The following is an 18,523-nucleotide window of genomic DNA, read 5'->3' on the forward strand; positions in this document are numbered from 1 at the left end:
TTAATTTAGGATTTAGACTGTTGACTGGTTACTTATAACTAATGATTAATGACTATATGGGCAAACACCGAGGACTCGCTGTCACTCTGTCGATTTTATGGTTAGTTTTGATTGGTGGGGTAGCATTCTTTTGGCATTTGGGCAGTATTGGCTTGATTGATGAGACAGAGCCACTGTTTGCAGAAGCTTCCCGCCAGATGTTTGTTACAGGTGATTGGATTACTCCATTTTTCAATGGTGAAACTCGTTTTGATAAACCAGCTTTAATTTACTGGTGTCAGGCGATCGCCTACTGGATTTTTGGAGTCAATGAATGGGCAGTCCGTTTGCCTTCAGCGCTTGCTGCTATGGGACTAATTAGTTTGGGATTTTACACTATACAGTGGCATTTAGCAAGACAAGACTACCTTGAGCGAACAACTCGCCCAACTCGACGCTGGTTAACAGCTGGTTTGGGAGCTGCTGTCATGGCATTCAGTTGCGAAATGATTGTCTGGGGCAGAACGGGTGTTTCTGATATGTTGCTGGTTGGCTGCATGGACTCGGCGTTGTTGTGCTTTTTTCTAGCTTATGCCCAACCCTCACAATCAGAAATGAAAGCACGCTGGTATTTGGCTTTTTATGTCCTGACTGCGGGTGCAATTTTAACCAAAGGACCAGTGGGAATTGTCTTACCTGTGCTGATTATCGGCATATTTTTGCTTTATTTGGGAAATGCAAAAGCCGTTTTGCGGGAAATGCGTCCCCTTACAGGTTTACTCATTACTTTATGCTTATCAGTACCCTGGTATCTGCTAGTTATTTGGCGTAATGGTGAAAATTATATTAACTCGTTTTTTGAATATCACAATTTTGAACGTTTTACAAGTGTGGTCAATCACCACTCAGCCCCTTGGTATTTTTACTTTTTCGTTGTATTGGTAGGTTTTGCACCATACTCAGTGTACTTACCTTTGGCAATGGCAAGGCTGAAATTTTGGCAACCAAAGTACTGGCGTTCTCAAAAACGCTCTAGTCAACTTGGTTTATTTGCCTTTTTCTGGTTTATTGGTGTTTTTGGCTTCTTCACCACTGCTGTCACCAAACTCCCCAGCTATGTGTTGCCCTTAATGCCAGCAGCAGCTATTTTGGTAGCTTTGTTATGGAGCGACTTGCTTAAGGATGAGAAGATCACGCAGCAATATTCTTCTGATTCTCTTTATCGTCCCCTTTTCTGGACAGGTTGGGTGAATGTCGTATTTTTATCAGTGCTAGCAGTCGCAATGTTTTACGTTCCTCAGTTAATACGTGATCCCGCTGCACCCAAGTTCTCCGAGTTGTTTGAACAATCAGGCTTATCAGTACTCGGAGGTGTCATTTGGCTAGTTTGTGCTCTCATAGTGGCTGCTTTACTGGTGCGTCGTTATTATCAACCGGTGTTAATGGTGAATGTGTTGGGGTTTGCGGCGTTTTTGGTTTTTGTCCTCACGCCTTGTTTGTTTTTGATAGATCAGGAACGTCAGCTACCTTTACGGGAATTGTCTGCGATCGCAGTCCAAGCAGAACAACCGAATGAAGAACTTGTCATGGTGGGTTTCAAAAAACCAACAGTTGTTTTCTATACTCATAAACAAGTTACTTACGTTAAAGTATCTACAAATGCTGCACAATATATTAAAGACAAAGCCGCCAAGAAAACACAGCCTCCCTCAGTGTTGGTTCTTGCTGAGCCGAAAAAGTTTCCTGAAATGAACTTAAAGCCAACTGATTACAAAAAGTTGGGTACAAGCGGGGCTTATCAACTGATTCGAGTTTCGTTTAACAACAAATAACTCAGAAGTTAAGAAGAATTTAGTTCAATCTGGCTTTAATCTGAGGTTTCCAAAGTTTTATTAATCTCATTTAGTAAGTTCTCCATTGATATGGAGCGAGGTAAGATTTGGGAGGCAAGAGTACTTATGACAGTTTCTATTGACTCCAACTGGGGAATGTGAGTTTGCTCATCTTCAACCTGATCAGAATTTAACCGCTGATCAAGGAGTAAAACTGGTGGTAAGTCGAAAGGCAACTGTTGCAACGCTTTGAGGGCTGAGTATACCTCTTTGTTGATGCTAGACTCTCCCAGGCAAATGAGCAGTAGATCAACACTTTGATGGCGAATTTGTTGTAGCAGTTCTGCCCAAGATCGACTCATGGAGGCTTTGAACCCACCTGTTTGCAGGTACTGAATCAAAGCTTGAAACCACTCAGAACCACGAGAGATAATCCAAGGACACGGAGTATTTTCCCCAGCAATCGGGCTATTCAATGAGAAATTTTTTGGTGTACGACAACCCTTAACCTGCTTGTGAGTTGTATCTGGTAAATCTGGCAGTATCCCTAAATCTACCACTAAGATGTTGGGTCGGCAGTAGCATGTATCAGATGCAATTTGCAGAGCTGATAATAAAGCATCTGTTTTGCCGCCGTTATGATTTTTATCTGTGCCCAATGGCGTTAAGCAAGGAAACACAGAAAGCCCAGGCATCACAGAAGCAGCCTGCGTGGTTGACACATTACAGGTGACAAGCGGTAGATTCGCTAAACGGGGGTGTAATGAGAGTTGTTCCAGCAAAGCTTCGGCTGCTGGCATTTCTGTATCCAGCAAAACTACATCAAACTGCCAAACCCGAGTTAGCAATTCTGCCTGATCCAAGTCATCCACTTCTATAACCCGATGCTGTTGAAGTAACGATTGCGAAGTCGAAGATTCACTATCAGGATGAACCAACTTCAAAATTTTTAATGGTGTTTTGTTAGCAAAAATTTCTTCATCATCTGATTTTTGCTGCTTTTGTTCTGGTGGAGTACACAGACTTTCTATCAACGGTGTTAAGACTTGATGCTGTACTGGCAAACTCAAGAAACCATCTGCTTGATTGGCAAATGCTTGCTCTTTTTCAGCTCCTGTTGCTGTCACAATGGTAGGAATATGAGATGTTGCGACATCCGACTTGAGTAAGGTCAGTACATCCCAACCTGACAGCAAGGGGAGCAACGGATTGAGGAAGATAGCTTTGGGTTGCAAGCGTCGAGCTTTTTCTACAGCCTCACATCCTGATCGGGCAATCACAACTCGGTAACCCAAACCTGTCAATTGTTCGGTCAAATCTTCTATATACCGAGCAACTGCTTCCACAACTAAGACGAGGGATTTAGAAGAAGTCAACTGATGGGTTGTAGACGCCTGAACGGCGGCTTCCCGTAAAGCCCAAGGTGACTTTCCGTAGACGCCCGTGGAATGGTTAGACAAATCGAATGACGGCTTTGCTTGTGTAGGCGACTGCGTTTGCGATAAGCCCGCTTGCTGACGCTTTGCGTATCGCGTTGACGTACCTTGTCTGTGGGATTTAGGCGGAACTTGCCCTGGCGCAAAAGCCGTGCCTTTGGCATAAGTCATACCCGTTTGCCCGATTCGTGCCGCAGGCATAAGGCTTGTCGTCAAGTGGGGTTGGGTTGCGTTGATGGGTTGTAGACGTTCTGTAGGCGTCTTCCCAGATCCAAGGTGGTTTGCCGTAGACGCCCGTAGAGCATCTTTTTGGGTTGATGGGGCAGTAGGATGATGCGGCGCAAAAGAAATTGTTCCCATCTCCTCATCTGCCAATCTCCCCGACTCTTTGGGAGGACTGGGTGGAAGAAGTAGTGTAAACTGGCTACCTTTACCCTCACGCGACAAGAAGCTAACATCACCACCGTGAAGACGAGCTAAGGCTCTGGTTAAGACAAGCCCCAAACCTGTTCCTTCATGCTGACGGGTGAGAGGATTTTCAAGTTGTTGGAATTTTTGAAAGATTAAATGCTGTTGATGTTCTGGAATACCAATACCTGTATCCCAGACTGTAAAGGCAATCCAACCCTCCCAACGACTAACCCCAAGTCCAATTTCACCAGCTGTTTCAGTAAACTTAAAGGCATTGGAAAGCAGGTGTACTAGCATTTGGCGCAAGCGCAACTCATCCGCCACAATTTGCTCTAAGCCTGGTTCAATTGAGAGGGTGAATTGGTGTTCTTGTGGAGGCGTACTTTGAGCAAGTGAGTTTGAGGAAGCTTTGTTAGTTTGGGTATGAATAGCTTTTGCCTCAGAGACAGCACGCTCAGACACTTTTTGAATGTTGGCGTTGGTGAGCGTAAGCTCCATTTGTCCCGTTTCCATACGGGTTAAATCCAAAATATCATTAACCACACTCATCAGGTGGCGTCCACTTTGGTGAATCAGTCCTGCATAACGGGCTTGACGCTCGTTTAATTCTCCCAACTGCTGATCCACCAGCAACCGCGATAATCCTAAAACCGCAGTCAGAGGAGTTTTGAGTTCATGACTAATACAAGCTAAAAACTCATCTTTTAACCGATTGAGTTGAATTAAATCGGCATTTTTCGCCGCCAGTTCTTTGGAAAGCTGCTGCTGCTCTGTGACGTCAGTGGCTAGCATCAGCCACAACTCACTATTGAGTGCTGAGTTTTTGGTAGGCAGAGGTGTTTTTGAATCTGTACTCAAGACTTTCAATTCAGGACTATCTAAAGGGATTTTGGCAAACTGCCAAACCCGCTCCTGACCATTTTGCACTTCTACTATGCAGGTACAAGTCCCTTGTTGGCTATCTAAAAAGCAGCGATTTGGTGCCGGATTTTCAACTATTGGCTGCTCTTGAAGGTTATGAGTGTGAGTGTCAGGAGCCACCCCCAGTGTTGAGCGAGGTAACACATCTTTATGAGGCATAACTTCGCTTCTAAGTGACGAAGAATTTTCTTGAGAAGAATGCTGATTATTACTCAAAAAAGAGGAAATTTTGGCTGCTGTTTGAGTCGCGTACTGTAATTTTTTGGAGGAGACTTTTGCCAAAATCGTTTCTACTTGTCGCCGGACTCCTTCTGGATCTTTTAATGCTCCCAATTGCTGCCACCAAGCCGGATTTTGCGTCACCACTTCACCGTTGCTTGTTTGTAGCGTTAAAGGCCAAGGCAGGCGTTCTAATAACTGCACAAGTGGCTTACATTCTCGTTTTTGCTCGCCTGTATGAGTTTTCTCAGTGGTTGCCCTAACTCCAGCGACTTTGGTGTTGTCATCACCAAGAGTATCCACAGATGACTTTTGAGGTGCTTTCTTTGAACTTGTCCGCTTAGTCCCCTTATGAGTCTCAATTTGGAGTTTTTGTGTTGTCAACAGTTTCAACAAGCGTAAGCTATCCACAAGCCCCAAAAATTTGCCATTTGAGTCAACCAGTGCCCAATCTAAATTCGTGTTTTCTTGAATCTGCTGGGAACCAAGAAACGAACTCAATTGCTCTATACGCAAAGATGCTGGTATTGTTTGTATAGGTTTAATTAACCCTTGACCGATTGTGGAAAGGGGTTGCTGTAAATCTAAATAGTTAGAATCACCTTTGCCTTGACCTGCTGTCAACAATTGTGGTAGCAAACGGGCAGAGTAAACCAAGCCTAACAAGCATTTTTGCTTATCTAAAACTGCTAGGCGATCGCCGGAGGCGGGGCTTTGCCCATCACGAAAAGCGCGGCTCCCTTCCGGAGCATGGCACTGCTGTTGTTGAAAAATGTCCAGCACAGTTGCCAGAGTAGCTGTTTCTACGCAGCTAGGCACGGTTGCTATAAAGTCAGAAAGCGGGTATTGTAGCATTGACATATGGCAATGAGGTCGCTCTTGTTAGGGGTTGGGCTTCCGGCACCACCAGCTAATTGCCAAAGAAGCTATGTGGATGTTTAAGTTTCAAGCTATATCTTCAAAGAAAACTGAGTTTAGCATTGTCAGCAAAAATTGAATGGCTTAGAGATGAGCCTCTTCCTGAGTGACAATTTTTTGCCAGCAAGAGTGCTCTACACAGTGATCGGCATTTTTATTTGCCGCTTGACAGTTTGGAGGTGAGTTTACCCTGCACTCAACCGCCAATTTTTGGAAAAAGCTCCCCTAAGAAATGGGGGAAGTCGTATGCGTTGGGCAGAGCAAGGCTTTGGCAATAGCTCTTGTAGTAACTGCAAAGCACCTGTCGGGACACGTAGCGTGTCCCAAAAAGACTACTCATGAGCCAGCGTTAACAATGAGTGCAAATCCTTGTCGAGCAGTGGCTCTGGTTCTGTAGCACCACAGTTCTTCTGAAAGGTAAATCTTCATCCGAACTGCTCGCTGTCTCATTGCCCTTAGGGTATTGTGGGCGTCCACACTGGTGTCTTCAAGCGTGTTGAAACTTGTCATCGATAGCTACAGCTACACCAATTATGGCTCTAAAGATTCGCTATTGAACCTTTAGGAATTATAATGATTTGGAATGCGACAATCGTTTATCTTTGTTTAAGTATCTTATTAATGAGCAAAGTCAAGAAATCTATAATTAGGTAGATATCAACAGTGCAGAAATACTACATCTAAACAACACCGGAGGGTGGCACCCCCAAAATTAAGACCAGGGCAAAGACTTAGTGAGGGTAGTAAATATGCACATCCTCATTTGACTCAACGCTTCCTCTACCATGTGCCAAGTTCTATAACTTACTAGCAGTAACAGACAGATCATTCTAAAGCACGTTTTTATAACATACTCAGTCCTTTTCGTCAACTGGCAAATTTGCTTTGTACCTTGATATTTACTAAAAAAGTATTTTATTTAGGTTATGAGCTAAAGGAGTTTTTAAGCGTCAAAAGTTAGAAGAGTGATCATTTTCACGCTTGGTCCTGGCTTCACTTTAACAAGAAGCTCCAAAGTTCTTAATCATAGGGTGGGCAACTATGATGTATCAACACAGATGTTATTCCTCATAATGATTTTCCACGTAGAAATCAAACCATTTTGGACGACTCAAGTTGATTCAACTAATGAACAACGGTTTTTTGGGCAGATGAGCGACGTCACTGACGTGATTGTTACCCAACTTTACCAATTTTTAGTGAGACCTACCACGCAAAGGAACATTCAGTATCTACTCAAATTGCTGCCCACCAATATAAATAGAATATTAAGTTTTAATTGTTCCGATGCTGTTAAATGGCACAAGAAGCGAATTCCATCAGTTTTTTTCAACCAATGACGAGAGCCGAAGAGCAGGCATTGTTGCGACAACTCAAATCAGACTACCGCCATATCCTTATAAATTACTTTACCACTACAGACCAAACACTGAAAGACTACATTGATAAATTTATAAATGCAGTCTTTTATGCTAATATTCCTGTGCCTCGAGTCATAGAAATTCACATGGAACTGATAGACGAATTTTCCAAACAGCTAAAATTAGAAGGAAGGAGTGATGAAGCATTACTTGATTACCGTATAACATTGATTGATATACTGGCTCATTTGTGTGAACTATACCGTTGTTCAATTTCTCAATAGTATAACTTCATCAAAGGTTCAACAGTTTTCGTTAGTAGAAATCGCTCCTTAAAATTCCATCAAAGTCAATAAAAGGATATTGTGGTTCTATCTGTACTTGTAGCCTGTAGCTAATATGAATCAACCACGAAGAACCTATGTTCTCAAGCTTTATGTGGCAGGGAATACTGCGAACTCAGTACGGGCATTAAAAACACTCAAAAATATTTTGGAACAAGAGTTTCAAGGTGTTTATGCTTTAAAAGTTATTGATGTGCTGAAAAGCCCGCAGTTGGCGGAAGAAGATAAAATATTAGCCACGCCAACATTATCCAAGATTTTGCCTCCGCCAGTTCGGAGAATTATTGGAGACCTTTCAGACAGAGAAAGAGTGTTGATTGGATTAGATTTGCTTTATGAAGAATTGAGCGAAGACGAGCAAGAACCGTTTGAATAGTAAGTTCTACTACAAAATGAATCAGCAATAGTTACTAATTTTTATATAAAAACTGGGTTTCCTTCCTATTTGTAAACTTCAACATGAGTCAGAAAGAAAATTTAGAACAAACCAAGACACCGACACGAGGTGTAGAAAAAATTCGGACAATGATAGAGGGCTTTGACGATATTAGTCATGGTGGCTTACCTGTAGGAAGAACGACTTTAGTTAGCGGAACCTCTGGAACTGGCAAAACTTTATTTTCTCTCCAATTTCTTTATAACGGTATTACCTACTTTGATGAATCAGGAGTCTTTGTTACATTTGAAGAATCTCCTGATGATATTATTAAAAATGCTGGAATTTTTGGTTGGAATTTGCAACATCATATCAATGAAGGAAAATTATTTATACTGGATGCTTCTCCCGATCCTGAGGGACAAGATGTTGTTGGCAACTTCGACCTTTCTGCCCTGATTGAGCGTCTACAATACGCAATTCGTAAGTATAGGGCAAAACGCGTTTCTATTGACTCAATTACAGCAGTTTTTCAGCAATATGAAGCAGTGGGAGTTGTGCGGCGAGAAATATTTCGTCTCGTTGCTCGTCTGAAACAATTAAGTGTGACTACAATTATAACCACAGAACGCACGCAAGAATACGGGCCTGTTGCCTGTTTTGGCGTAGAAGAATTTGTTTCCGATAATGTGGCAATTGTGCGTAATGTTTTAGAAGGAGAACGTCGCCGTCGCACAATGGAAATACTCAAACTGCGTGGTACAACACATATGAAAGGTGAATATCCTTTTACAATTACTAATGCAGGAATTAATATTTTCCCATTGGGAGCAATGCGCTTAACTCAAAGGTCTTCAAACGTCAGAGTATCCTCTGGCGTTAAAGCCTTAGACCAAATGTGCGGCGGTGGTTTCTTTAAAGATTCGATTATTCTAGCAACAGGAGCAACAGGTACTGGTAAGACTCTTTTGGTGAGCAAGTTTCTGCAAAATGGCTGTGTTCACAGTGAACGAGTGATATTATTTGCCTATGAAGAATCACGCGCACAACTCTCTCGCAATGCTTCCTCATGGGGAATTGATTTTGAGGATTTAGAACGTCAAGGTTTGTTAAAAATAATTTGTACGTATCCGGAATCAACCGGTTTAGAAGACCACTTGCAAATTATTAAATCAGAAATTGCTGAATTTAAACCATCTCGTATTGCCATTGATTCTCTTTCTGCACTAGCACGAGGGGTAAGTAATAATGCGTTCCGGCAATTTGTGATTGGTGTGACGGGTTATGCCAAGCAAGAAGAAATTACAGGCTTTTTTACCAACACAACCGAGCAATTTATGGGTTCGCACTCTATTACAGACTCTCATATTTCTACGATTACAGACACAATTTTGATGTTACAGTATGTGGAAATTCGGGGAGAAATGTCGCGGGCAATCAACGTCTTTAAAATGCGTGGATCGTGGCATGACAAGGGTATTCGCGAGTATAATATTACGGCTGACGGTCCCGAAATTAAAGATTCGTTCCGCAATTACGAACGAATTGTCAGCGGTGCTCCTACGCGCGTTACTATCGATGAGAAGGCGGAACTGTCTCGCATTGTCAAAGGATTTCAAGACACACAGAGTTCCGATCCCTAAACTTGGCATCGTGATATATTCTGTGGTGAGAAAACAGTTTCAGCCGCTTAATTTTTGTGTGAGGGGATGCGGTGAACAAACAGCAAATATTTAGTAGTTTCTTACCTGGTGTAACAGCAGCAGTATTAGCAACTCAGCCTGCTTGGGCAAATCCTGCACCAGCCACTGGAGTAAAGCTTTTTGCCTCTTCCGATGGCTTGACTTCTACTTTCGAGAGAACTCCAACTGCTCTCGATATTAAAAAGGCGCAACTGCCTCATACTGCTAGTAGCAGGTTTCTAGCCGCAGCAGTACCAACTGTTGATGTTATGGGAGGTGGTTTAATATCTTCTATAACTCGTAGCGGTGTCGAGGTAGTATTGACAGGAAAAACTGGTGTACCAGTAACAAGGGTAGCACATAAGCTTCAAAGTATGCTTATGAGTTTTAAACCTACCCCAAATCAAAGCCAGTTGATAAATAAAATTCCTCAGTCTGGGACAAGCATACAAAAACAAAACAATCCACAAATTGTTGCCGAGGAATCAAAAAATACATTTTCTGCTTATAACGAGATCCCAACACCTACTTCCACTGTTGAACAAAAAACGCCTTCTTCGGGGCAAGTCACTACAGAAAAGAAAAGTTCTGCTCAGTTACCAAACAAGTCACAAACCCCAGTTCGTGGATCAGTAGAACTCGCAAAGCTGTTGGAGCAGATGAACTCATGCCCACAACAAGCGAGCAATGGTAAAAATCAGGTCGGTCGTTCTGCTTCCGTGCCCCAGAAGTCCTCTACCTGCTCCCAACAAAATACCACAAAAAATCTGGTAGCTCAGGCAAGTTCTTCTAACTCACAAGGAACAACTCCTGCGCGAATAACTCAGGCGGGTTCTTCCAGGCGATCGCAAACAACTCCTGCGCAAACAACTCCTGTGCAAACCACTCCTGCGCCAGCAGGTTCGGTGCGGCTCCCTAATTATCTCAAAGCCAACCCGAATCCTCTACAGTTTCCTACCAAACCAGAAGAAGTTAAAATTCAGGGAACTCAACCGATTACTTTGGCACAGGCTCTGGAGATCGCACGACGAAACAATCAGGATCTACAGATATCATTACTGACTGTAGAGCGCAGTCGAGCTAGCGTAAGGCAGGCGCAAGCCGCGTTGTTGCCTAATGCCAGTTTGAGTGCAGGTCTCACCCGTGGTGGACCTGCTTTCTTGAATCAACAACAAGCTAATTCCACAGGCACAGCACTCGAAAATGTACCCTCTACTACAAATTTCCAAGGCAGTGCTTCTGTGCAGTACGATCTCTACACCTCTGGACGAACAACAGCCAGCATTCGACAAGCTGAGGAACAGCTACGTTACTATGAATTGGATGTTGAGCGTCAATCTGAGGAAATCCGCCTGACTGTCACCTCTCAATACTACGATCTGCAAGCAGCTGATGAACAGGTGCGCATTGCCCAGTCTGCTGTGAGAAATGGTCAAGCTAGTTTGCGGGATGCACAAGCTTTAGAAGCAGCTGGTGTGAGTACTCGATTTGATGTTTTACAGGCTCAGGTTCAATTAGCGAATTACCAACAACAGCTGACAAGTGGTATCTCACAGCAGCAAATTACTCGCCGTAAATTAGCCCAAACATTAAGTTTGCCGCAGTCAGTTGATATTAGTTCGGCTGATCCAGTCGGAATAGCAGCTCTGTGGAATGTTCCACTGCCTGAAACTCTTGTCTTAGCTTTTAAAAATCGTCCAGAACTGCAACAGTATTTGGCGCAACGGAACATTAATGAACAACAACGACGGGCAGCGCTTGGTCAGCTAGGTCCTCAAGTGAGTTTGGTTGGTACCTATCAACTCACTGATCGCTTTGATGATCAGACAAACGGTACCGATAATTATTCCCTAGGAGTTAGAGCTAGTTTGAGTTTGTACGATGGTGGAGCAGCAAGAGCAACCGCATCTCAATACAAGACCGGCATTCGGATTGCTGAAAATCAGTTTGCCAGTGCGCGCAACCAAATTCGCTATGACGTAGAAAGTTATTATTCTCAACTGCAATCTAACTTGCAGAATGTTCAAACGGCTAGTACTGCTCTTGAACAAGCTAGAGAGTCTCTACGTCTAGCACGTTTGCGATTCCAAGCAGGTGTTGGCACTCAAACTGACGTTATTAACGCAGAAAATGCCTTGACACAAGCTGAAGGTAATAGAGTCACAGCAATTTTGAATTACAATCGCGCTCTGGCTGGTTTACAACGAGCAGTCACCTCTAGAGCAGCACGCTAGGTTACTCAATACTCATCAGGTGGCAGTGCACCTTTGAAGGGGAAAGGGGAAAGGTTAAAGGTCTTTCGCTTTTCCTCTGCCCCTTTACGTTTTTTAGTGAATTGTTGATTCGATCAATCAAAATTGTCATATCCTAGCATAAAGGAAAACTTCAAACACTGAAAACACAATCTGATGACGAAAGTTACGGCAAAAGAAATTGCACTGTTTCGCTCTCAAGTTGCAGATGACTTTATAGCTATGGAAGCACTCGATATTATAGAAGAATGTGATGGAGATTTGGAAGATGCTGCAATAACTTTAGCGATTCGAGCCGGACAACAACCAGAAATAGCAAATTCAGAATGGTTAGATGCTTTAGCTCGAAAATGGCGTGCCGTTATTTGTCAACAAGAATTTCGGGATGATTTGGTTAACGGCTCAGTTAAAGGGATGATGGAACATCTCAAAACAATGCCGACGTTTCCTAAGATGTTAGCAACGCCTGTTTTAATATATGTGTTGAAGAAAAGTGTAAAGAATTTTTGCGAGCCTCTTGACTTAGTACAGTAATATTTTCATCCTTATTAGACTTGAATTTTAACATCAATGAATTATCTTATTGCCGTTTTAGCTGACCGCATCCAAGCAGAAGCTGCTTATCTAGCTTTAGAAAAAGAAGCGATAAAATCTACAATTTTGGGTAGAGGTTATAAAACTGCTGATGAATTTGGCTTGATTGACCCCAACGAGCAAGCAAAGAAGCAAACTCAGTTCATGGCTGTTTGGCTGGTACCCTTTGGATTTTTCGCAGGTATTACTTTTAGCCTCCTCACTGGCTTGGACACTTTTGCTTGGGCAGGTGAAATTGGCAATCACATTATTGGTGGACTGTTAGGCGCTGGTGCAGGCGCTATGGGTAGTGTGTTTGTCGGTGGTGGAGTCGGTTTATTGGTTGGAAGCGGTGACGCCTTACCTTACCGCAATCGCTTAAATGCTGGCAAATACTTGATTGTCGTTCAAGGTTCTGAAATTCTTACCCGTCAAGCAACCCGTGTTTTACGCCAGTTTGAACCAGAAAATATTCAAGGTTACGCTGCACCTAGGGAATAGTAATCAGTGAACAGTGAACAGTGAACAGTGAACAGTGAACAGTGAAAACTGGTAACTGGTAATTGATAACTGCTAAGTTGTAACTAGATAACTGATAACTGATAACTGATAACTGATAACTGTTTAAAATGTTGCCACGGGAAGAACTTTTAAAAGGTGTTGAAAATCGAGATAGTATAGCTCGTGTGATTGACCAGGCGGAACTTGCCATCAAAACTTGGGAAGTGGTTTTCACTGATTTTCTGTCTCCTCCAGAGTTAGCAGAAATCATGGTGGTGTTTAGCCGTCTGACAGAAGTGCAGTTGGTGGTTTGGGGTGGATATCCCCAAGCTGAACGCAAAAGAGTGGCGATCGCCCGTTCCGAAATTCCTTTGGATCAATCTCAAGTCGCACTCACCGCTTTAGACATAGCCGGAAATTTCTTGTTTGATACCGCCACTCACCGCGACTTTTTGGGCGCAATGTTGGGAACTGGGATTGTCCGTGAAAAGACGGGGGACATTATTGTACTCGGCGAACGGGGCGCACAGGTAATCGTCGTACCGGAGTTAGCAGAGTTTTTGGAAATGAATCTTAAGCAGGTGCGATCAGTTCCCGTGAAAACTCAGCCTATAGATTTGAGTGAGTTGAAGGTGCGGGAACCCAAGAAAAAAGAACTAACCACTGTGGAAGCTTCTTTAAGGTTGGATGCGATCGCCTCTGCTGGTTTTGGAATGTCCCGTAGCAAAATGGTTGAGTTAATTGACAGCGGAGATGTTCGCGTCAACTGGAAGGAAATAACTCAAGCAAGTTCTCAACTAAAAACAGGCGATTTAATCGCCATTCGTAGTAAAGGACGTTTAGAAGTTGGGGAAATTGCTGTTACTAAAAAAGACCGCTACCGCGTACAGTTAACAAGATTTATGTAGGCAGAGGCGCTATAGCGCCTCTGTTGTTAAACTGTTTTTGCCTTAAACTGTTTTGCCAAAAGACTCAACAAAGTTTTACGTGGAACCAAGCTGGATAATTTACTAATAAAGTGAGTACTAAAGCCACCAATAACAACGCTAGGATCTCCCCTTTCCAAAGCTTTCAAAGATTCGCGTACGACTTCTTGTGCAGTGGATATTTTATTTGTTTTAGCTGCAAGTGCAGGAGGAAACTTAGCTTTTGCCAAGAAGTCTGTCTCAACTGGTCCTGGGCAAGTCACTAATACACGGACACCATAGTCACGATTTTCTGCCCAAAGTGCCTGACTAAAACTGACAATGAACGCTTTACTGGCAGCATAAACAGAAAGGTAAGGCATTGGTTGAAACCCGGTGAGGGAAGATACATTAATAATGCTTCCAGAACGACGTTGCCGCATTTGTTGCAAGAATTTATGAGTTAAATCTACTAATGCCAAGATATTCAATTGTACAATCTTAACTTGTCGTTCTTCGTCCTTCTCAGCAAAGTCGCCATACTCGGCAAAACCAGCATTGTTGATTAACAAGTCAATCGTTAATCCCTTTGATTTGACAGCATCAAATACATCATTAGTAGCGCTTGTTTCTGTAAGATCTTTAACAACAATATCTACTTGAACTTTGTATTTTTCTTGCAGTTGTTTGGCTAGTTGGTTTAATTTTCCTTCCGAACGAGCAACTAAAACAAGATTTGTATTATATGCAGCTAATTCCTCGGCAAAGACTTTACCAATACCATCAGAGGCACCAGTAATTAAAGCAGTTGACATTCTCGGTACTATGAAAAGTTTTTAACTATTGTACAAATTGTAACAATTTTCTTGATAGACTCTTTTTGATTTCAACTAACTTAAAATTAATATATCGAACTGTTTCATTTCATCTGCGTTGGGGCATAGTCGAAGTTTCTACTATATTCTGATGTTTTTTTCCAAATTTGTCCTTGCATCTGGTGGGAAGGCAACCTCAGAATAATTCTGGAATCAACCCGTCGCTAAAAAGTCAACAGCCCTGTTGTGTTCAAGCTTTCAGTATAAGCACATGTTGATTGTATACACTTGTATGAGCAAAATAAATACAGAATTTACCAACTCGCAGGCAACTTTAGCAAATTAATATTGACCATTCTGCTAAATCTATGCTATCTTATGAAAGCTTCGGACGTATAGCTCAGTTGGTTAGAGCGCTACGTTGACATCGTAGAGGTCACTGGTTCGAATCCAGTTACGTCCATTAGATCTTCAATGAAGTGATTAATTATTTGTCGTCGCTGACAGGTTAATATTGTCATGACTATCAAAGTATAAGTTCGAGTATACAAAAGCCCAGCCTTATCCCAGGACTTCTGTGGTCAAAATTAATACCATATGGTAGAAAAGTAACTAGTCGAGTATTCTCTAGAAAATGGCAGGAAGTTTTTAGTAGAAGTAGAACAACCAGAGGATACAGCGGTTGGGAGGGTTGGTCTTCCATCCGGTCGTATAGTTGCTGAAGCAAAACAGATTCCATGTCAAGCGATAGTTACTTGCAGACGTTTAGAACAGCGATCGCTCGTATTTACCACACCCACGCTAATGGAATCACAAGAGTTGTCGGTGCTGGTTTCCTGGTTGGCGATACGCGAGCGCGTCAAGCCAGAGGCTTATCGCCATCTCCTCACCTGTGCTCATGTAGTTGCAGAAGCTTTGGGCATTCCCCGCAACACACAAGAATTACCCACCGGAACCATAGAGCTTTGCAGCATTACTCGCTCCTAACCGCAACTGGAATATCACCACAAGACAAGAGGTTATCCTCTTTGCCAAGATTGCTATCCAGGTGTTGCGTCAACTAGGTGAAGACTATGCTGCTTTAGAACAAACATCTCAAGTTATTCCTGAGTTTTCGGAAGAATCTAATAATCCTCCTAAAATATTAACCTTTGAATTTGAAGTCGCAACAATCGATCTCAAACAAACAGACTCAATAAGAAAAAAACAGAACTGACAATCAAGCGTCACCGGCAACAAGCTCAATGCTTTATTAAAGATTTAGGAAACGGAGTTGATCTAGAGATGGTAGCTATTCCTTCTGGAAGCTTTTTGATGGGTTCGCCAGAAGATGAACTGGACCACGATGAATCGGAAAGCCCTCAACATGAAGTAATAATTAAACTCTTTTGTATGGGTAAGTATCCCCTCACTCAGGCACAATGGAAAGGAGTCCCCTCTGTGCCAAAAGTGAAGCACAAACTCGACTCTAATTCATCTGAATTTAAAGGAGCCCCCACAGACGGAAGCGCGTGGCTAGACAATAATGATAATGACAATATTTTTTTCTGCTGCGCGGTGGTTCGTGGGGCGACGTTCCCGGTAATTACCGTTCTGCTAGCCGTATCAGGAACTATCCCGACGACGGCGGCAATGTCGGCGATTTTCGTGTTGCGTGTGCTGCCGCGTGGACTCGGTAGCCCTTCCTCCTTTTTTCTTTTTTTATTTCTTCTTGTCAGCGCAGCGATCTGGAAAAATCTTTGAACAAATACCCGACGCAAGCCCTTCGATCAAGCAGAAAGCCCATCCCAGTGACTCACCACCAAGGCAGAAAGTTCCTGTTGCTAGGAGATTGTTATCTAGGCAACAAATTGATAATAGATAACTGTTGACTGTTAACTGTTAAAACTCGAAAATTTAGTTTTAATGAAACGAGTGCGATCACTGAATACCATTTCTTTATCAAGTAAGCTTAATTCAATTTCTTTATGAAGTTAAGCTTAATTGAACTTGTTTATGAAGTTAAGCTTAACTGAACTGAACTATAGTCCCAGCGATAGATGCCGAACTATCCGTAGAGCGCGTTCTTCGCACTGGCTCACGCCACATGCCTCAACGCGGGGAACCCGCGCACAGCAGTGGCCCCCCTAAGTAATATTATTTTACGAAAGTAGTGATATGAATCGCTTACCTCCTGGTAAAAATCGAGTCTAATTGTAGAGACCTAAAGGTCAAAGGATATAACCAGGGAATAATGTCTACGGAGCTTTTTTTGGTAATCATAAAGTTTCTTGGCCCGATTCCGGAATCATTCCAACTCAACTTGTAGTTGTGTACCAGTTGGATTTGATTGAACACCAAACCTCAGCTAAATTTATATTTCTCATAAAATACCGAAAAACTACTATGAACGACTTTCTGGCAATTCAATTTAAATTCAACACTCGTAGCTTGCTAAAGCTTGGTTTGCTTTCAGTAGCGCTATTGCTTCCACTTGGAACTTATACTCAGGCTAATGCAAACTCAGTTCCAAAGGAAAAAGTTGAGGTGATATCGGTTCCACGTGAGGAAGCATACTTTATAGAGAAGAAACAACCAACTTCTTCTGGTAGTCAGACTGATTCACAAGATGGAAATAATTCAGGCAATGGCACTACATTGCCACATGTTCCCAATCGCCAAGAAAATTTACAGGGTTTAGCAGGAACAACAAATTCTGTGTACAAGAAGAAACAACCTCAAATAGCTTATCCCAAACAATAACTAGCGTAGTTGTTAAAAGCATATCTTCAAAAAGTACATCCCATTAAGGTTAGATATAGTTCTGGCAATCTCGAATCAGCAATCATCAATAAATGAATGCTATATCCACTCTGTCTTTCAAAGGTACAAGATTTTATAGTGGATCGCATTCAGTTTGGCAAGACATAATCCGCAGCCGAGTTAATCCAGTAAGTTGTCGGTTAACGTATGGCATTTATTTCTTGCAACATTTTGATGAGTTGAAACTAATAGCAGCTTGCGGGAAGTGCAATAAATACGCAAGAATATCAGACTTAGTAAAGTCACCAAAGCGATCATTAAAACTGTTCCATACGCCTTAGTATGCCACCATAGTCGCGTCAGCATAGCTGTACTGAGTCGTATAGGCTCCCACAAGGGAGGAGTTAACTTGTTTGAATCATGAATGGTAACAACTAAGGACGTTGCTCTATTAACCATTGCCATTTTCATTGCTCCTTGAACAGCCAAAGCGAGTTACTCAACTTTGTGAGATATTGTACGGTAAGCCTATAAAATTAGTGTACTTTATAGGCAATATCTCATACCTGCCAGAAAAAAGCAAGGCAAACATACTCATTGCTACATGTTGATGCTCCCCACCCTTAGCCGTCAGCTGAGGGTGGGGAGCGTCAATTTCTTATCCACCTTATATCCCCACTTCATAAGAGGGATGCGGATATAAGGCTATTTTCTAAATTAGAATCTCAAACCCACTCCACCTTGTAACGAGAAAGCTGTACCACCATCACGGACAGCATCAAAAGCAATGACAGCGTTACCAAAAATCACAGTATTGCTATTTGGGACAACGTAATCAATTCCTGGTTGCAGGGCAAACCCGATTTTATTCCCAACAGGGGAAGGTGTATCACCGCCAGCGAGAACAACTCCAGCTCCTATGTAAGCATCGGTTTGCCAGTTAAGGGGGTAGTCGTAGGAAACTGTTGGGACAAGAGCGACATTTGAACCAATGAAAGCCTGAGCGCGAAAAGAAACAGGAACTTTAAGAAGCTTGTAGCGAGCAGCAATCACTCCTCCAACTCGGGCACCATCTGCAAAACCAACCGCAGGACCTACACCGACATAGCTACCATATGCCACTTGAGCTTGTGCTGGTTGGGTGAATTGAGCAAAACTTAAAAGTGAACCAGCTAAAACAACTGATACAAAGTACTTAAGACGCTTCATTTCCTCGCTCCTTAAAAAATTGCTGAGCTAAATTATTGTAAATTTTA

The 18,523-nt window shown here is 42.5% G+C and carries 17 protein-coding genes and 1 tRNA gene; 13 read left to right on the forward strand and 5 right to left on the reverse strand.

Going from position 1 to position 18,523, the window contains the following annotated elements; all coding sequences use genetic code 11:
* The first annotated feature begins 41 nt into the window (after window positions 1-41).
* Entirely contained in the window at window positions 42-1,811 is a 1,770-nt protein-coding gene (locus AC5JM2_RS26725; protein WP_495837845.1) for an ArnT family glycosyltransferase, read from the forward strand.
* Window positions 1,812-1,846: 35 nt separating this feature from the next.
* Here the strand turns inward: AC5JM2_RS26725 and AC5JM2_RS26730 are convergent, their stop codons facing one another.
* Both AC5JM2_RS26730 and AC5JM2_RS26735 read right to left on the reverse strand, forming a co-directional pair.
* On the reverse strand, window positions 1,847-5,653 hold the full coding sequence (locus AC5JM2_RS26730; RefSeq protein WP_495837846.1) for an ATP-binding response regulator: 3,807 nt from the start codon (window positions 5,651-5,653) through the stop codon (window positions 1,847-1,849).
* A gap of 399 nt (window positions 5,654-6,052) precedes the next feature.
* The gene (locus AC5JM2_RS26735) at window positions 6,053-6,226 is read right to left on the reverse strand and encodes a hypothetical protein (RefSeq protein ID WP_495837847.1); all 174 of its coding nucleotides are present in this window, start codon (window positions 6,224-6,226) and stop codon (window positions 6,053-6,055) included.
* 826 nt (window positions 6,227-7,052) lie between these two features.
* Here AC5JM2_RS26735 and AC5JM2_RS26740 point away from each other — a divergent pair.
* From AC5JM2_RS26740 to AC5JM2_RS26770, 7 genes are all read left to right on the forward strand, one after another.
* Complete coding sequence (locus AC5JM2_RS26740) at window positions 7,053-7,361, forward strand: circadian clock protein KaiA (RefSeq protein ID WP_495837848.1); 309 nt, start codon at window positions 7,053-7,055, stop codon at window positions 7,359-7,361.
* A gap of 115 nt (window positions 7,362-7,476) precedes the next feature.
* Window positions 7,477-7,797 (forward strand): circadian clock protein KaiB, encoded by a 321-nt coding sequence (gene kaiB / locus AC5JM2_RS26745; protein ID WP_495837849.1) that lies wholly within the window; start codon window positions 7,477-7,479, stop codon window positions 7,795-7,797.
* Between the two features lie 83 nt (window positions 7,798-7,880).
* Window positions 7,881-9,440: a circadian clock protein KaiC gene (kaiC, locus tag AC5JM2_RS26750; protein ID WP_495837850.1), complete on the forward strand. Its 1,560-nt coding sequence runs from the start codon at window positions 7,881-7,883 to the stop codon at window positions 9,438-9,440.
* Between the two features lie 71 nt (window positions 9,441-9,511).
* Window positions 9,512-11,713: a TolC family protein gene (locus AC5JM2_RS26755; RefSeq protein WP_495837851.1), complete on the forward strand. Its 2,202-nt coding sequence runs from the start codon at window positions 9,512-9,514 to the stop codon at window positions 11,711-11,713.
* A gap of 174 nt (window positions 11,714-11,887) precedes the next feature.
* On the forward strand, window positions 11,888-12,265 hold the full coding sequence (locus tag AC5JM2_RS26760) for a hypothetical protein (protein WP_495837852.1): 378 nt from the start codon (window positions 11,888-11,890) through the stop codon (window positions 12,263-12,265).
* Between the two features lie 36 nt (window positions 12,266-12,301).
* Entirely contained in the window at window positions 12,302-12,805 is a 504-nt protein-coding gene (locus AC5JM2_RS26765; RefSeq protein WP_495837853.1) for a hypothetical protein, read from the forward strand.
* 128 nt (window positions 12,806-12,933) lie between these two features.
* Entirely contained in the window at window positions 12,934-13,713 is a 780-nt protein-coding gene (locus AC5JM2_RS26770; RefSeq protein WP_495837854.1) for a photosystem II electron transport protein, Sll1252 family, read from the forward strand.
* A gap of 26 nt (window positions 13,714-13,739) precedes the next feature.
* Here the strand turns inward: AC5JM2_RS26770 and AC5JM2_RS26775 are convergent, their stop codons facing one another.
* Complete coding sequence (locus AC5JM2_RS26775; RefSeq protein ID WP_495837855.1) at window positions 13,740-14,525, reverse strand: SDR family NAD(P)-dependent oxidoreductase; 786 nt, start codon at window positions 14,523-14,525, stop codon at window positions 13,740-13,742.
* A 389-nt stretch (window positions 14,526-14,914) separates the two neighbouring features.
* On the opposite strand from AC5JM2_RS26775, the gene AC5JM2_RS26780 reads away from it, so the two are divergent.
* The 5 genes from AC5JM2_RS26780 to AC5JM2_RS26800 all read left to right on the forward strand — a co-directional run bounded on the left by AC5JM2_RS26780 (window position 14,915) and on the right by AC5JM2_RS26800 (window position 17,267).
* Window positions 14,915-14,988, forward strand: a tRNA-Val gene (locus tag AC5JM2_RS26780).
* A gap of 341 nt (window positions 14,989-15,329) precedes the next feature.
* Window positions 15,330-15,512, forward strand: coding sequence for a hypothetical protein (locus AC5JM2_RS26785; RefSeq protein WP_495837856.1), 183 nt, complete (start codon window positions 15,330-15,332; stop codon window positions 15,510-15,512).
* Window positions 15,513-15,573: 61 nt separating this feature from the next.
* Window positions 15,574-15,741: a hypothetical protein gene (locus AC5JM2_RS26790; protein WP_495837857.1), complete on the forward strand. Its 168-nt coding sequence runs from the start codon at window positions 15,574-15,576 to the stop codon at window positions 15,739-15,741.
* A 68-nt stretch (window positions 15,742-15,809) separates the two neighbouring features.
* The gene (locus AC5JM2_RS26795; protein WP_495837858.1) at window positions 15,810-16,268 is read left to right on the forward strand and encodes a formylglycine-generating enzyme family protein; all 459 of its coding nucleotides are present in this window, start codon (window positions 15,810-15,812) and stop codon (window positions 16,266-16,268) included.
* Window positions 16,269-16,910: 642 nt separating this feature from the next.
* Window positions 16,911-17,267: a hypothetical protein gene (locus AC5JM2_RS26800; RefSeq protein WP_495837859.1), complete on the forward strand. Its 357-nt coding sequence runs from the start codon at window positions 16,911-16,913 to the stop codon at window positions 17,265-17,267.
* Window positions 17,268-17,447: 180 nt separating this feature from the next.
* On the opposite strand, the gene AC5JM2_RS26805 is transcribed toward AC5JM2_RS26800, so the two are convergent.
* Window positions 17,448-17,732 carry a hypothetical protein gene (locus tag AC5JM2_RS26805; protein ID WP_495837860.1) on the reverse strand — a complete coding sequence of 95 codons (285 nt, stop codon included), beginning with the start codon at window positions 17,730-17,732 and terminating at the stop codon, window positions 17,448-17,450.
* Window positions 17,733-17,984: 252 nt separating this feature from the next.
* Window positions 17,985-18,476: a hypothetical protein gene (locus AC5JM2_RS26810; protein WP_495837861.1), complete on the reverse strand. Its 492-nt coding sequence runs from the start codon at window positions 18,474-18,476 to the stop codon at window positions 17,985-17,987.
* Window positions 18,477-18,523: the final 47 nt, after the last annotated feature.

This window comes from Brasilonema angustatum, assembly GCF_059505445.1.